This is a genomic window from Streptomyces sp. CC208A (assembly GCF_030010625.1).
Taxonomy (GTDB): domain Bacteria; phylum Actinomycetota; class Actinomycetes; order Streptomycetales; family Streptomycetaceae; genus Streptomyces.
This window is the reverse complement of record NZ_JASCXN010000024.1, coordinates 22,204-37,982: the sequence shown is the minus strand read 5'-3', so window position 1 is coordinate 37,982 and position 15,779 is coordinate 22,204. Positions and strand designations below refer to the sequence as shown.

Here is a 15,779-nt window from a genome sequence, read left to right as displayed (position 1 = left end):
AGTCAGATCATGCCGGACGGTCGGCCTCGTCGCTCGGTGCGCTCGCCAGTCGGGCGCGCTCCCGGTGCTCCGCGGCCTTCCGCTCGCAGATCTCGGCCATGCGGAGGTGGTACGCCGCGGTGCCCTCCTCGTACACGTCCGGGATGCCGTCGTGGTCGTCGTCCCGGTTCTCCTCGGTGACGAGGGCCTGGTACTTCCGGACGCGCAGCTTCAGCAGGACGGTGGCGCACAGGGCGGCGATCAGCGAGCCCACGAGGACGGCGGCCTTGACCTCGTCGGCGAGGGCCTCGTCCCCCTTGAAGGCGAGTTCGCCGATGAGGAGGGAGACGGTGAAGCCGATGCCGGCGAGGGTGGCGACGGCGAAGACGTCCGGCCAGGACAGCTCGGGGTTGAGCTCCGCCTTGGTGAAGCGGGCCGCCAGCCAGGTGCCGCCGAAGATGCCGAAGGCCTTGCCGACGACCAGGCCGAGGACGACGCCGAGGGTGACGGGCTGGGTGAAGACGTCGCCCAGCGCCCCGCCGGAGACGCTCACCCCGGCGGAGAAGAGCGCGAAGAGGGGGACGGCGAGACCGGCGGAGATCGGACGGACCAGGTGCTCGATGTGCTCGCCGGGGGAGTGCTCCTCGCCCTCCCGGATGGAGCAGCGGAGCATCAGGCCCATGGCGACGCCGGCGATGGTGGCGTGGACGCCGCTGTTGTACATCAGGCCCCAGATGACCAGGGCCAGCGGCACGTACACGTACCAGCCGCGGACCTCCTTGCGGAGGAGGAACCAGAAGAGGGCGAGGCCGGCGACGGCGCCGCCGAGCGCGGCGAAGTTCAGGCTGTCGGTGAAGAAGACCGCGATGATCAGGATCGCGAAGAGGTCGTCGACGACGGCGAGGGTGAGGAGGAAGGCGCGCAGGGCGGAGGGGAGCGAGGTGCCGATGACGGCGAGGACCGCGAGCGCGAAGGCGATGTCGGTGGCGGTGGGCACCGCCCAGCCGTCCGTGGAGCCGCCGCCGACGGCGTTGACCAGGAGGTAGACCAGGGCCGGGGTGGCCATGCCGCAGATAGCGGCGACGACCGGGAGAGCGGCGGCCTTCGGGTCCCGCAGCTCGCCGGCGACCAGTTCGCGCTTCAGCTCGATGCCGGCGACGAAGAAGAAGATCGCGAGGAGGCCGTCGGCGGCCCAGTGCTGGACGGAGAGGTCGAGGTGGAGGGAGGCGGGGCCTATGTGGAAGTCGGAGACGGACTCGTAACTGCCGTGGAAGGTGTTGGCCCAGATGAGCGCGACGACGGCGGCGACGAGCAGCAGGACACCGCCGACGGTCTCGGTGCGCAGGGCGTCGGTGAGGAAACGGCGCTCGGGGAGGGAGAGCCGGCCGAGGAACTTGCGGTCGGTGGGGGTGGACACCTGGGAACCTCCGGTCGGGTGGGCAGGGCGAAGCGCATGCCGACCAGACTTCCCGGCGCACCTAGATCTTCCTGTCGCGTCCTTGACGCACTCTTTACCTTACCTAACAAGCCTGGGGCGGGTCCGGCGAGGATTACTTTAGGCAGGTATGCGTCTTTCGTCGCGTCAAAGCGGGCGCCGGGAGCGGGTGTCGGAAGGACGGACGTGCGAAGGCCCGCCCCGGGGCGCGGGGCGGGCCTTCGCGTCTGCTGCGCCCGGGGGCTCAGTCCTCGCTGGCGGCGGCCGGCAGCTTCGACTGGATGAGCGACATCACGGACGAGTCGGTCAGCGTGGTCACGTCGCCCAGCTCGCGGTTCTCGGCGACGTCGCGCAGCAGACGGCGCATGATCTTGCCGGAGCGGGTCTTCGGCAGCTCCGCCACCGGCAGGATCCGCTTGGGCTTGGCGATCGGGCCGAGGGTGGCGCCGACGTGGTTGCGGAGCTCCGCGACCAGCGCCTCGTCCTCGCTCGCCGTACCGCGCAGGATGACGAAGGCGACGATCGCCTGTCCCGTGGTCTCGTCGGCGGCGCCGACGACGGCCGCCTCGGCCACCGACGGGTGGGAGACGAGCGCGGACTCGACCTCGGTGGTCGAGATGTTGTGGCCGGAGACCAGCATGACGTCGTCGACGCGGCCGAGCAGCCAGATGTCGCCGTCGTCGTCCTTCTTGGCGCCGTCGCCCGCGAAGTACCGGCCCTCGAAGCGGGACCAGTAGGTGTCGACGAAGCGCTGGTCGTCGCCCCAGATGGTGCGGAGCATCGACGGCCACGGCTCGGTGAGCACCAGGTAGCCGCCACCGCCGTTCGCCACCTCGTTCGCCTCGTCGTCGACGACGGTGGCGGAGATGCCCGGCAGCGGGCGCTGGGCGGATCCCGGCTTGGTCTCGGTGACGCCGGGGAGCGGGCTGATCATCATCGCGCCCGTCTCGGTCTGCCACCAGGTGTCGACGATCGGGCACCGGTCGGCGCCGATGTGCTTGCGGTACCAGATCCACGCCTCGGGGTTGATCGGCTCGCCGACCGAGCCAAGGACCCGCAGGCTGGAGAGGTCGAACTTGGCGGGGATGTCGTCTCCCCACTTCATGAAGGTGCGGATCGCGGTGGGCGCCGTGTAGAGGATGGTGACGCCGTACTTCTGCACGATCTCCCAGAACCGGCCCTGGTGCGGGGTGTCCGGGGTGCCCTCGTACATGACCTGCGTCGCGCCGTTGGCCAGCGGGCCGTAGACGATGTACGAGTGGCCGGTGACCCAGCCGATGTCGGCGGTGCACCAGTAGACGTCGGTCTCCGGCTTGAGGTCGAAGACGGCGTGGTGGGTGTACGCGGCCTGGGTGAGGTAGCCGCCGGAGGTGTGCAGGATGCCCTTCGGCTTACCCGTCGTGCCCGAGGTGTAGAGGATGAAGAGCGGGTGCTCGGCCGGGAACGCCTCGGGGGTGTGCTCGGTGGACTGGCGGGCGACGAGCTCGTCCCACCACACGTCGCGGCCCTCGGTGAAGGCGGTCTCCTGGCCCGTACGGCGGACCACGAGGACGTGCTCGACCTGCGGGCACTTGGTGACGGCCTCGTCGATGGCCGGCTTGAGGGCGGACGGCTTGCCGCGGCGGTAGCCGCCGTCGGCGGTGACGACCACCTTGGCGTCGGCGTCCTGGATGCGGGAGGCCACGGCGTCGGCGGAGAAGCCGCCGAAGACGACCGAGTGGGCGGCGCCGATCCGGGCGCAGGCCAGCATGGTGACGGCGGCCTCGGGGATCATCGGCAGGTAGACGGCGACCCGGTCGCCCTTCCGGACGCCCAGCTCGGTCAGGGCGTTGGCGGCCCGGGAGACCTCGTCCTTGAGCTCGGCGTAGGTGATCGCGCGGCTGTCACCCGGCTCGCCCTCGAAGTGGATCGCGACCCGGTCGCCGTGGCCGGCCTCGACGTGCCGGTCGACGCAGTTGTACGCCACGTTGAGCTCGCCGTCGGCGAACCACTTGGCGAACGGCGGGTTCGACCAGTCCAGGGTCTCGGTCGGCTCGGTGGCCCAGGTCAGGCGCTTGGCCTGCTCGGCCCAGAAGCCCAGCCTGTCCGCCTCGGCCTGCTCGTACGCCTCGGCCGTCACGTTGGCGTGCGCGGCCAGCTCGGCGGGCGGCGCGAACCGGCGCTCTTCCCGGAGCAGATTGGCCAGGCTCTCGTTGCTCACGACATCTCCCTTTCCCAGGGCGTCCTCTGTGCGTATGTGTCCCGCGTCATAGCTCATCAGCCCGATGCCCCGGGTGACAAGAGCCTCCGGCGAATTGGTTTAGACCTGTGAGCGGCTTGACGGACGGGGGCCCCTTCGTCCCGAGCGGAGGGAGAAGGGGCCACACAGTCTCACGGACGCACGCCGGGAAAGGTTCAGGGCGCGCGGCAGGGGTACGGGGTGCCGGTTTCAGAAGGCCCGGGCGGTCAGGGCGGCGAGCGGCGGCTCAGAAGGCCCGGGCGGTCAGGGCGGCGGCTCAGGAGGCCCGGGCGGTCAGGGCGGCGGCTCAGGAGGCCCGGGTTGTCAGCGCGGTGGGCGGGACGCCGTGGAAGACGTCGTCGTAGCCGCGCACCTCGTCCGCGTCGGAGAGCAGATACGCCTGCGCCTCGCCCACGTGGAAGTACATCCCCTGGAGGGTGAGGCTGCCGTCCGCCAGTCGGCGCGCCACCGACTCGTACGCCCGCAGGTGCTCCAGCTGCTGCACCACATTGGTGAGGCACAGCTGCTCGACCGCGTCCGCCGGCAGCCGCCCGGAGATCCGCGCCCAGGCGTGCCGGCGGCTCGCCATCCGCTCCAGGCTCGGTCGGCCGTGCCGCAGCCAGCGGCGCAGCGGGGTCTCCGGATCGTCCGGTCCGGCGCCGAGCAGGGCCTGCATGGCGCCGCACCCCGAGTGACCGCACACCGTGATCGACTGCACCCGCAGCACGTCCACCGCGTACTCGATCGCCGCCGCCACCGAGTCGTCCCCGCCCTTCTCGCCGGGCAGCGGCACCAGATTGCCGACGTTGCGCACGGTGAAGAGGTCGCCGGGGCCGCTGGAGGTGATCATGCTGGTGACCAGCCGGGAGTCGGCGCAGGTGAGGAAGAGCTGGGAGGGTCTCTGGCCCTCCCGGGCGAGCCGGGCCAGCTCGTCACGGACCAGCGGGGCGGTGTTCCGCTGGAACTTTCCGATGCCGTGCGCCAGCTGATGGCCCGTCGGGCGCGGGGGATCCCCGGCCGGGGCGGCGGGCGCCGGCTGCTCGACGCACTGGTGGTTGTGCCAGGGAGTCCAGGGGCGACAGCAGGCGTGGGGGGAGGGACCGCCCGGGTCCCGGCTCCCTTCCGGCTCCGCGTCCGGGGCGGGGGCGGTGGAGGCCGCGGAGACACGGTCTCCGGTGGGGGCCGCAGGGGTACGGCCCCCGGTGGGGATCCCCGGGATGCGGCCTCCGGTGGGGCCGGTCAGCTCGACCGTGCCGCCGTGGGCCAGGTGGCCGGCCGTCCAGTCGTTCAGCGTCTCGTACGCGGCGTGGTCCATGAACGAGCCGTCCAGCTCCACGGTCACCTCCGCGCCCGCGGGGATCTGGTGCAGCGCCCGGCTCAGCCGGGGCACCGCGAGGAAGGTCAGCTGACCGCGCACCCGCAGCAGTTGACGCCCGTCGCGGTCCTCCCGGGTGATCCGGGTCCGGGCCAGCCGGTGCAGCGAGACGGCGACGGCGACGGCGATGCCGAGGGCGACGCCCTCCAGGACGCCGGCCAGCACGACCCCGGCCAACGTCACCGCGTACACCACGACCTCGCGGTGCCGGGTGACCGTACGGATGTGGGTGATGCTCACCATCTGGACGCCGACCACCATGACGAGCGCGGCGAGCGCGGCCAGCGGGATCAGGTCGATGGCGGGTACGAGGAGCAGTGCGGCGAGCACGATCCACAGGCCGTGCAGCATGGTCGAGGCGCGGCTGACCGCGCCCGCCGAGACGTTGGCGACGCTGCGGACCGCGACCCCGGCGACCGGGAGGCCGCCGAGCGCACCGGAGACCACGTTGGCCGCGCCCTGGCCGGCCAGTTCGCGGTCGAGGTCGGTACGCGGGACGCCCCGGCCCCCGTCGGGGCGCGCGGCCACCAGCTTGTCCACGGCGACGGCGGAGAGCAGCGACTGCACGCTGGTCACCAGGGTGATGGTCAGGACGCCCGCGGCGATGCCGAGGACCGGTCCGTCGGGCAGCCCCGGCAGTGCGTGGCTGCTCCAGGAGGGCAGGTCGACGCGGGGCACGCTGAGTCCGGCGGCCACCGCGAGCACGGTCGCGCCGCCGACGCCGACCAGCGCGGCCGGCGCCTTCCGCAGGAACCGGCCCGCCCGGCCCGGCAGCCGGGGCCAGCAGAGCAGGACCGCGACGGTCAGCCCGCTGATGACGAGCGCGGCGGGTCTGACGTCCGCCAACTGGGCCGGAAGACCGAGGACGTTGGCCACGACGGAGCTCTGCGGGGTGCCGCCGAGGACGATGTGGAGCTGGGCCAGGGCGATGGTGACGCCGATGCCGGCCACCATGCCGTGCACGATGGCGGGCGAGACCATGAGCGCCGAACGGGCCACCTTCATGGCGGACAGGGCGAGTTGGGCGAGTCCGGCGAGGACCGTGATGGCGCAGGTGGTGCGCCAGCCGTACCGCTGGATCAGCTCGGCGGTGACGACGGTGAGGCCGGCGGCGGGACCGCTCACCTGGAGCGGGGAGCCGCCGAGCCGGCCGGCGACCAGCCCGCCGACGGCGGCGGCGACCAGTCCGGCCTGGAGCGGGGCGCCGGTGGCGAGGGCGATGCCGAGCGAGAGCGGCAGCGCGATCAGGAAGACGGCGACCGACGCGGAGACGTCCACGCCGGCGGGGCGGAAGCGATGGGAGCGCCCGGGCGGACTGTGGGGCCGCTGGACACGGGGTCGGTTGGGGGTGCGGGCAGGGGTCACGAGGGTCATCCGGTCTCCTCCAAGGCCGAACGGGTACCTCAACTCTGAGTAAACGAATCGTAATGGAGAGTAAAGACTCCGGCATTATTTTCGAGGCAAACAGGGCAATTGTTCACCGGTTCCGGTGATTGGAGGGCGTATTGCCGCTTGTCGTTTCATCGTCCCGGTGGCCGGGGTGGGAGGTTGGCGCCGCTCGTAGCCCGTAGGTCGTAGCACTTGGCCCGTGTCCGTGCTCGGCAAGCCCTCGGGGATTCCTGGGGAGCCCTCGGGGAGCCAGAGCCCGGGGAAGCCAGAGCCTCGGGAAGCCAGGGCTTCGGGAAGCCAGAGTCTCGGGAAGCCGGAAAAGAGAGAGGTGGGCGGGATGTCAGCCGCCGTGCGAGGAAGTACGTTCCGGAGGAAGGCGCTGGCCGCAGGCGTCCTCACCGTCGCCCTGGTCGGCGGCCTGGCCGGCTGCTCGGAGCCGTCCGGCCCGCCGGCGAAGGGCGCGGCGGGAGCCGAGGAGGGCGCCGCCGGCGCGGGGGGCGCCGGCGCGAAGAAGAAGCCCGCCGCGGCGCCGGAGAACCCGGTCCGGCTGATCGGCGACGGCTCCACCGCCTACACCGGTGCCCAGCCGCACCAGCGGGTGTGGAAGAAGCTCAAGCCGGGCGAGGCCCCGCCGCAGTTCGTGGTCTTCTCCTGGGACGGCGCCGGCGAGGACAGCCAGAAACTCTTCTCGCACTTCCGGAACGTCGGCAAGAAGTACGACGCGACCATGACGTACTTCCTCAGCGGGGTGTACCTCCTGCCGGAGGACAAGCGGACGATGTACGACCCGCCGAGGCACCCCGCCGGCCGCTCCGACATCGGCTTCAACGACGTCGAGGGCATCCGCGACACCGTCCGCGAACTGCGCGGCGCGTGGCTGGAGGGCAACGAGATCGGCACCCACTTCAACGGGCATTTCTGCGGCCCTCAGGGCGGCGTCGGCACCTGGTCCGTGGAGGAGTGGAAGAGCGAGATCCGGCAGGCCAAGTCCTTCGTCAAGAACTGGAAGACCAACGCCGGCCTGCGCACCGAGCAGCCGCTGCCCTTCGACTACGACAAGGAGCTCGTCGGCGCCCGCACCCCGTGCCTGGAAGGCCGCGCGAACTTCGTGAAGGCCGCCTCCGAACTCGGCTTCCGCTACGACACCAGCGGCGTCAACGACCAGATCTGGCCGAAGAAGGACCACGGCCTCTGGGACCTGTCCATGCACCTGGTCCCGGTCCCGGGCCGCGCCTTCCAGACCCTGTCCATGGACTACAACTTCATGGTCAACCAGTCGCCCGGTACCACCCAGGGCGACCCGGGCATGCACCGCTACTGGGGCGACCAGATGCGCGACGGCCTCGTCCAGGCCTTCGAGCGCTCGTACCACGGCAACCGGGCGCCGGTCATCATCGGCAACCACTTCGAGTCCTGGAACGGCGGCACCTACATGCGCGCCATCGAGGAGACCATCGCCACGGTCTGCGTCCAGAAGGACGTCAACTGCGTCTCCTTCCGCCAGCTCGCGGACTGGCTCGATGCCCAGGACCCCGCCGTCATCGCCAAACTGCGCACCCTGAAGGTGGGCGAAGCCCCCACCGCCGGCTGGCCCACCTTCCTGGCCCCCCAGCCCGCCACCCCGGCAACCCAGCAGACCGCCCGCGGCTGACCGGACGGCAGTACGGGCGCCGACGCCAGGGCGGGGCGGGGCGGGGCGGTCAGCGGGCGGCCGTGGCGGTGGCCGGTTCGCCGAGGACGTAGTCGGGGTCGACCTGAGCCGCCAGGTCGGCCCCCGTCTTCGCGTTGCCCCAGCTCTCCGCGTTGCGGAGGTGGAAGTGGACCATCTGGCTCGTGTAGCGCCGCCAGTCGCGGCGCGCGTACGAGTCGTCCGCCGCCGCCCGCAGGGTCCGCAGCGCGCGGTGGTTCTCGGGCTCCAGCTGCTCGAAGCGCGGCGGGCGGCCCTTCTCCATCGCGCGGACCCAGTCCGAGTGGCCGACCGTGACGAGCAGGTCCTCGCCGACCTCCTGGTGCAGGAAGTCCAGGTCGTCCGGGCCCTGCACCTTGTTGCCGACGACCTTGAGCGCGACGCCGAAGTCCCGTGCGTACTCCTTGTACTGGCGGTACACCGACACCCCCTTGCGGGTCGGCTCGGCGACCAGGAAGGTCATGTCGAAGCGGGTGAACATGCCTGACGCGAAGGAGTCCGAGCCGGCCGTCATGTCGACGACGACGTACTCGTCGGGTCCATCCACCAGGTGGTTCAGGCACAGCTCCACCGCGCCGACCTTCGAGTGGTAGCAGGCCACCCCGAGGTCCGCCTCGGTGAAGGGACCGGTCGCCATGAGCCGGACCTCACCCGGGTCGAGCCGGACCGGCCGCGCGCACGCCTCGTACACCGGGTTCTCCTCGCGGACCCGCAGCAGCCGCGAACCCTCCCCGGGCGGCGTCGTCTTGATCATCGTCTCGGCCGAGACGATCCGCGGGTTGCTGCCGCGCAGGTACTCCTTGATGAGCGGCAGGTGCGCCCCCATCGCGGGCAGCGCGGCCGCCTCCGCCTCGGTGAGGCCGAGCGCGGCCCCCAGGTGCTGGTTGATGTCCGCGTCGACGGCGACGACCGGCGACTCGGTGGCGGCGAGGTGGCGGACGAAGAGCGAGGACAGCGTCGTCTTGCCGCTGCCGCCCTTCCCGACGAAAGCGATCTTCATGTTCACCTAGCGTAGTGGTATGAGCGCGGCCCGCGGTCAAGGTCTATGAAGAAGACCACTCCATCGTGGGGCGGGCCCTCGGGGCGCGTAGCCTCCTTACTTATGAGTACGCACGCCTCTGACCCCTTGGCCGCCCTCGGCACCCTGCCGGGCGTCGCCGATGCGGTGGACTCCGTACGCAAGGCCGTCGACCGGGTCTACGGCCACCGCGTGATGCGCCGCCGCAGCAACGAGATCGCCTCCGAGGCTGCGCTCCGCGGCGCCCGCGGCTCGGCCGCCCTCGCCGGTGCCGATTGGGCCCTGGAAGAGGTCCGCCGCCGCACCGACTTCAGCGCCGACCCCGAGGCCCGTACCGTCGGCGCCGCCCTGCGGCTGAGCGCCGAGGCGGGTCAACTGCTCTCCATCTGGCGCCAGTCGCCGCTCCGGGTCCTCGCCCGGCTGCACCTGGTCGCCGCGGGCGAGCACGAGGACTCCGTGGGCCGGCCGCGCCAGGCCGGCGAAGCCGTGACCGAGCCGTTGATCGAGGCCCCCCTGCCGGACCCCGACGAGGTCGCCGCCCGCCTCGACGGCCTCGCGGACCTCGTCGTCGCGGGCAGCGAGGCGCCGGCGCTCGTCGTCTCCGCGGTGGTCCACGGCGAACTGCTCGCCCTGCGCCCCTTCACCTCGCACAACGGCCTGGTCGCCCGCGCTGCGGAGCGGATCGTCCTGGAGGGCAGCGGCCTCGACCCCAAGGGCATCTGCCCCGCCGAGGTCGGCCACGCCGAGCAGGGCCGGGCCGCCTACGCGGCCGCCTTCGAGGGCTACCTGTCCGGCACCCCGGAGGGCGTCGGCGCGTGGATCGCGCACTGTGGGCGCGCGGTGGAACTCGGCGTCCGGGAGTCGACGGCGGTCTGCGAGGCGCTCCAGCGCGGCGCGGCCTGACGGCACCCCCTGACATGGGTTGCGGCGGTACTGAAATCAGTACCGCCGCTGGCACGTCCACCCAGTTACCAAGCGTCCTCGATATGTGCCCATCAGGCGGGGTACTTTGCCCTTCGCCTGGTGCGGCTGGCCCGTAATCGACGGGTCGACGTCGCGTGGGTGCCAGGTTTTTGTGCGTCAGGTCCGTGGGGCCTTGATGCTCAACAGGTGATCCTCTCGGATGTCCCAGGTCTCGCGGGCCTGATTCCTTTCTACTCCTGTCCGCCGGTAAGCGAAAGTGGTGGATCCGCTTCTTTGTGGTCTTTCGGGTCTTTCCGGGCGGGGCGGTCTCTCTGGACGGGTGGAAACGGGGCGAGCGGTCAGCCGGTGGCGAGGGCGGCCGCCGCCGCGGCCCGGTGACGCCGACGTGTGGCGTACCAGACCAGCCCCGCGGTGGCCGCCGCCGCACCCACGGCCGCCGCGGCCATGAGCGCCGGACGGGGCGGCATCCGGAACTCCGGCAGCCGCTGCTTGAGTCGCACCGGCCGGTTGAACACCAGCACCGGCCACTCCCGGGCGGCCGCCTCGCGGCGCAGCGCCCGGTCCGGGTTGACCGCGTGCGGGTGTCCGACGGCCTCCAGCATGGGGACATCCGTCGCCGAGTCGCTGTAGGCGTAGCAGCGGGCCAGGTCGTACCCCTCCGACGCCGCCAGTGACCGGACCGCCTCGGCCTTCGTCGGGCCGTAGGCGTAGTACTCCACCTCGCCGGTGAAGCAGCCGTCCTCGCCGACCACCATCCGGGTGGCGACGACCCGGTCCGCCCCGAGCATCTCTCCGATCGGCTCGACCACCTCGGCACCGGAGGTGGACACGATCACCACGTCACGGCCGGCTGCATGGTGCTCCTCGATGAGGGAGGCGGCCTCGTCATAGATGATCGGGTCGATCAGGTCGTGCAGGGTCTCGGCGACCAGTTCCCTGACCTGGGCGACGTTCCAGCCTTTGCAGAGCGCGGAAAGATATTCGCGCATCCGCTCCATCTGGTCGTGATCGGCCCCACCGACGAGGAACACGAACTGGATGTAGGCCGTCCGCAGGGCGGCGCGGCGGCTGATCAGCCCGCCCCGGTAGAAGGACTTGCTGAAGGTCAGCGTCGAGGACTTCGCAATGACCGTCTTGTCCAGGTCGAAGAAGGCGGCTGCGCGCGGCAAGGAGTGGTTTTCCACAACGCTGAGCATAGGTGCCCGCCATTCGGCGTACGCTGGGGCGCGTGGGTTTGCCTGAGAAGGCTCTCGGGTACACCATGGAAGTCACGGATCGTTCGCGACCGTGCTAACCCGGACCGGCTCCTCCCCCCCCGAGTCGGCCGGAGAGACGACCCCCGCTCTCCCCCCCGGCGGGGGTCGTCGCATGTCCGGGCCCGTTTTTCCGCGTCGATCCATCGCTCGCTCCTTTCTCTCGCGTCGCCGTACATCCGGCCGCCCTCGGCCCGGCGATCCCCTCACTCGTCACACAGCGTAACCGGCAGGCTGCGCTCCGGGCAGTCCCCGGGAGGGTGGTCGAGATATTCACAGGCAGTCACTTATCCACAGTTTTTCGGTGGACTCCGCACGATTTCCCCGGCGGCCTCACCGTGATTCCCGTCGCGAAGTTCGCGGCCGGCAGGAATCACGAGAGGGGTGTGCGCGATGCAGGGACCGACGACTTCCCGCACGGGCGGGGCGGAGCACGAGGGCGCGGAGCACGAGGGTGCGGCGCACGGCGGGGAAGGGGTGCGCGGGCCCGGCCCGCTGATCGTCACCGAGGACGTCGCCCTCCTCGACGACCTGTTGCGGCTGTGCGCCGCGGCCGGGGTCGAGCCCCAGGTGCACCACCGGGTGCCCGAGCGACGGGCGAGCTGGACCGATCCGCCGCTCGTGCTGGTCGGGGAGGATGCCGCGGCGCGCTGCCGGGGCGCCACGCGCCGGCCCGGCGTCGCCCTCGTCGGCCGCGGGCAGGACGATCCGGCGGCGTGGCGGCTCGCCGTCGAGATCGGCGCGGACAGCGTGCTCCGGCTGCCAGGAGCCGAATCCCTGCTCGTCGACCGGATCGCCGACGCCGCCGAAGGCGCCGACCGGACGGCGCTGACCGTCGGCGTCGTCGGCGGGCGCGGCGGGGCGGGCGCCTCCACCCTCGCCTGCGGGCTTGCGCTCGCCGCCGCCCGCACCGGCCGACGGACCCTGCTCGTCGACGGCGACCCGCTCGGCGGAGGGCTCGACGTACTCCTCGGCGCCGAGCGGGAGAAGGGCCGGAGGTGGGGCGACTTCGCCGCCTCGAAGGGGCGGCTGGCCGGCGGCGCCCTGGAAGAGTCGCTGCCCGCCGCCCGAGGGGTGCGCGTGCTCAGCTGGGGCCGGGAGCCGACCGGCGCCGTCCCGCCCGAAGCGGTCCGGTCCGTGCTGGCCGCGGCACGCCGCAGGGGCGGTGTCGTCGTGGTCGATCTGCCGCGTGCCGTCGACGAGGCCGGGGCCGAGGCCCTGGCCCAGCTCGACCTCGGACTCCTCGTCGTCCCCGGCGAACTGCGGGCGGTCGCCGCCGCCCACCGGATCACCGGCACCCTCTCCATGATCGTGCGCGACCTGCGGGCCGTGGTGCGGGGGCCGTACGCGGCGGGACTCGACGAGCGTTGGATCGCCGAGGCCCTGCGGCTGCCGCTCGCCGGCGAACTCCCCTACGACCCCGGCATCGTGCCGGACCAGGAAGCGGGCACCCCGCCGGGTGCCGAGCCCCGGGGACCGCTCGGTCGCTTCTGCGCCGCGTTCTGGGACCGTGCGCTGCCCGCCGGGGGTGCGGCATGACGGGGCCGGGCGCGGTGGAGACCGCGACGCCGGCCGTCCCGCCCGGCGGGCCGGCGGCGCGGCCGGGTGGAGCCGGGCTGCTCGACGCGGTGCGGCAGCGGCTCGCGGCCAGCGGTGCCGAGCCGACCCCGGCCCGGGTGGCGGCCGCCCTGCGGGCCCAGGGGCGCCTGCTCGGGGACGCCGAGGTGTTGGGCGCCGCCGAGGAGCTGCGGTGCGAGCTGACCGGCGCCGGGCCGCTGGAGGCCCTCCTGGCGGACCCCGACGTCACCGACGTCCTCGTCTCGGCACCCGACCGGGTCTGGGTCGACCGGGGCTCCGGCCTGGAGCGGGCACCCGTCGTCTTCCCCGACGCCGCCGCCGTGCGGAGGCTCGCCCAGCGGCTCGCGGCGGTGGCAGGACGCCGCCTCGACGACGCCCGCCCCTGGGTCGACGCCAGGCTGCCCGACGGCACCCGCATGCACGCCGTCCTGCCGCCGGTCGCCGTCGGCTCCACCTGCCTCTCGCTGCGGGTGATGCGCCCCCGGGCCTTCACCCTGGAGGAGCTGACCGCCGCCGGGACGGTGCCGCCCGGCGGAGACCGGATCCTGCGCGCCCTGATCGAGGCCCGCGTGTCGTACCTGGTCAGCGGGGGCACCGGGACGGGCAAGACGACGCTCCTCGCCGCCCTGCTCGGCCTGGTCGGCGAGCGGGAGCGGATCGTCCTCGCCGAGGACTCGGCCGAGCTGCGCCCGGACCATCCCCACGTGGTGCGCCTGGAGGCCAGGCCGCCGAACCAGGAGGGCGCCGGTCTCGTCACCCTGCGGGACCTGGTCCGCCAGGCCCTGCGGATGCGGCCCGACCGGCTGGTGGTCGGCGAGGTCCGCGGCGGCGAGGCCGTCGACCTTCTGGCGGCCTTGAACACCGGCCACGAAGGCGGCTCGGGGACCCTGCACGCCAACACGGCTGCCGACGTCCCCGCCCGGCTCGAAGCGCTCGGCACGGCCGCCGGGCTCGACCGGGCCGCCCTGCACAGTCAGCTGGGCGCCGGCCTGTCCGCCGTGCTGCACCTGGTGCGTGACGCCGACGGGCGGCGCCGGATCGCCGAGGTCCACGTCCTGGAGCGGGACCGGGACGGCCTGGTGCGGACGGTGCCCGCCCTCTGCTGGGCCCCCGCCGGATTCGAGCGGGACCGCGGCTGGCCCCGGCTGCACTCGCTCATCGGAGGTGCTCCGTGACGGCCGCGCACCACCTAGGGGTCCTCTGCCTCGTCGCGGGCGTCCTGCTCGCCCTGGGCCGGGCGGCCGGGCGCCGCAGGGCGGTGCGGCGGGCGCGGGCCCTGTTCCCGGGGCCGAGGACGGCGTATGGGAGCGGGGACGCCGCCCGGGCGGCCGCGGCGCGCGGGTGGGCGGCGGCCCTGGCGCGGCCCGAATGGCTGTGCCTGCCCGCCGCCGGACTGATCGCGTTCCTCGGGGAGTCGCCGCTGCCGCTGGCCGCCGGTGCCGTGGCCGTCCCGCTCGTGCGGCGTCGGCTGCGGGCGGCGGCCCGGCGCAAGGAGCGTGAGGCGCTGGCCGGGCGGGTGGTGGCCCTGTGCGAGGCAGTCGCCGGCGAGCTGAGAGCCGGCTGGCAGCCCGGCCGGGCCCTCGCCTACGCGGCCCGCCGCACCGGCGCCCTCGGCCCGGAGGAGGCGCGGGTCCTCGCCGCGGCCGGCTTCGGCGGAGACGTGCCGGAGGCGTTGCGGACGGCGGCCCGCCGGGACGGCGCCGAAGGGCTCGCGGGGATGGCGGCCTGCTGGCAGGTGGCCGTGGACGGCGGCGCGGGACTGGCCGCGGGACTCGACCGACTGGAGGCGGCCCTGCGCGAGCAGAACGACCGGCGCGAGGCCCTGCGGGCCGAGCTGGCCGGGGCCTGGGCGACCGTGGCCGTGCTCGCGACCCTCCCCGTGGCCGGTATCGGCCTCGGCGCGGCCCTGGGCGCCGAACCGCTCCGGATCCTGCTGCACACCCCCGCCGGAGGGGCCTGCCTGCTCCTCGGCGGCGCGCTGGAGGCGGCCGGACTGTGGTGGGCCGCGCGGATCGTACGAGGAGGGAACGGCGATGAGGAGTGACCTGACGCGGACGGCCGAGCTGCTGCTCCTGGGCTGCTGGCTGTGCGCCCTGACCTGGCTGCGGCTGACGCGCGCCCGGCGGGAACGGAGCGGCCGACGCCGGCTCGGCACCTTGCTCGGAACCGGAACCGGAACCGGCACCGGGGCCGGGGCCGGTATGGGGCCTGGGGTCGCCAGGGCTCGGGCATGGGGCAGCCGGATGAGGGCGGGGGCGCGGGAGGTGCCGGGGCCGGTGCGGGCCGCCGTGGTGGGAGGGGCGCTCTGCGCGGGGGTGTTCCTCGGGCCGGTGGCGGGGGTCCTGGTGGGTACGGCCGGGGTGCTCGGCGTCCGGTGGCGGCCGCGGCGGCCCGGGATCTCCCGGACGACGGCCTTGGACCGGGAACAAGCGCGGCAACTTCCGCTGGCGGCCGATCTGCTGGCGGCCTGCGCCTCGGCCGGGGCCGGTCCCGGGGAGGCGGCGGAGGCGGTGGGGCGGTCGATGGGCGGACCGCTCGGCGAGCGGCTGCTGCGGACAGCAGCTGAACTGCGGCTCGGCGGCGAACCGGCCGAGGTGTGGGGGAGGTTCGGCGCGATACCGGGCGCCGAGGGCCTCGCCCGCTGCATGGAGCGGGCCGGCGCCTCCGGGGCGCCCGCCGCGGAGGCGGTGGCCCGGCACGCGGCCGGGCTGCGGGCGGCGAGCGCCAGGACCGCCGCCGCCCGGGCCCGCCGGGCCCAGGTGCTGATCAGCGCCCCCGTGGGGCTGTGCTTCCTGCCCGCGTTCCTCGCGGTCGGAGTGGCCCCGGTGGTGATCGGCCTGGCATCGGGCCTGCTCGGCCGCTGAGAGCGGCACAGCAAGCAGGACAGGAAGGAAGCCGGGCTGGAGATGCGTACGAAAACGGA

General features: G+C 73.4%; 11 protein-coding genes. 6 read left to right on the top strand and 5 right to left on the bottom strand.

The window, feature by feature from the left end; all coding sequences use genetic code 11:
• Positions 1-7 precede the first annotated feature (7 nt).
• The 3 genes from nhaA to QK442_RS23955 form a co-directional block, all read right to left on the bottom strand.
• Positions 8-1,396 carry a Na+/H+ antiporter NhaA gene (gene nhaA / locus QK442_RS23965; RefSeq protein WP_282696110.1) on the bottom strand — a complete coding sequence of 463 codons (1,389 nt, stop codon included), beginning with the start codon at positions 1,394-1,396 and terminating at the stop codon, positions 8-10.
• 262 nt (positions 1,397-1,658) lie between these two features.
• Positions 1,659-3,614 carry an acetate--CoA ligase gene (gene acs / locus QK442_RS23960; RefSeq protein ID WP_282696109.1) on the bottom strand — a complete coding sequence of 652 codons (1,956 nt, stop codon included), beginning with the start codon at positions 3,612-3,614 and terminating at the stop codon, positions 1,659-1,661.
• A 325-nt stretch (positions 3,615-3,939) separates the two neighbouring features.
• Complete coding sequence (locus QK442_RS23955; RefSeq protein WP_282696108.1) at positions 3,940-6,381, bottom strand: SulP family inorganic anion transporter; 2,442 nt, start codon at positions 6,379-6,381, stop codon at positions 3,940-3,942.
• Positions 6,382-6,733: 352 nt separating this feature from the next.
• Between QK442_RS23955 and QK442_RS23950 the strand changes: the two genes are divergently transcribed.
• Positions 6,734-8,047: a hypothetical protein gene (locus QK442_RS23950; RefSeq protein WP_282696107.1), complete on the top strand. Its 1,314-nt coding sequence runs from the start codon at positions 6,734-6,736 to the stop codon at positions 8,045-8,047.
• A gap of 49 nt (positions 8,048-8,096) precedes the next feature.
• Here the strand turns inward: QK442_RS23950 and QK442_RS23945 are convergent, their stop codons facing one another.
• On the bottom strand, positions 8,097-9,083 hold the full coding sequence (locus QK442_RS23945; protein ID WP_282696106.1) for an ATP-binding protein: 987 nt from the start codon (positions 9,081-9,083) through the stop codon (positions 8,097-8,099).
• Between the two features lie 102 nt (positions 9,084-9,185).
• Here QK442_RS23945 and QK442_RS23940 point away from each other — a divergent pair, with 102 nt between their 5' ends.
• Entirely contained in the window at positions 9,186-10,004 is an 819-nt protein-coding gene (locus tag QK442_RS23940; RefSeq protein WP_282696105.1) for a Fic family protein, read from the top strand.
• A 359-nt stretch (positions 10,005-10,363) separates the two neighbouring features.
• Here the strand turns inward: QK442_RS23940 and QK442_RS23935 are convergent, their stop codons facing one another.
• A complete protein-coding gene (locus QK442_RS23935; RefSeq protein WP_282696104.1) occupies positions 10,364-11,221 on the bottom strand; it encodes an HAD-IB family hydrolase in 858 nt (285 codons plus the stop codon).
• Positions 11,222-11,671: 450 nt separating this feature from the next.
• Here QK442_RS23935 and ssd point away from each other — a divergent pair, with 450 nt between their 5' ends.
• Genes ssd through QK442_RS23915 form a run of 4 tightly spaced genes read left to right on the top strand, consistent with a single transcriptional unit; the run spans position 11,672 to position 15,720 of the window.
• Complete coding sequence (ssd, locus tag QK442_RS23930) at positions 11,672-12,817, top strand: septum site-determining protein Ssd (protein WP_282696103.1); 1,146 nt, start codon at positions 11,672-11,674, stop codon at positions 12,815-12,817.
• Entirely contained in the window at positions 12,814-14,031 is a 1,218-nt protein-coding gene (locus tag QK442_RS23925) for a TadA family conjugal transfer-associated ATPase (RefSeq protein ID WP_282696102.1), read from the top strand. The genes ssd and QK442_RS23925 overlap by 4 nt, the downstream gene beginning before the upstream one ends.
• Complete coding sequence (locus tag QK442_RS23920; protein WP_282696101.1) at positions 14,028-14,900, top strand: type II secretion system F family protein; 873 nt, start codon at positions 14,028-14,030, stop codon at positions 14,898-14,900. The genes QK442_RS23925 and QK442_RS23920 overlap by 4 nt, the downstream gene beginning before the upstream one ends.
• Entirely contained in the window at positions 14,890-15,720 is an 831-nt protein-coding gene (locus QK442_RS23915) for a type II secretion system F family protein (RefSeq protein ID WP_282696100.1), read from the top strand. The genes QK442_RS23920 and QK442_RS23915 overlap by 11 nt, the downstream gene beginning before the upstream one ends.
• The last annotated feature ends 59 nt before the right edge of the window (positions 15,721-15,779 follow it).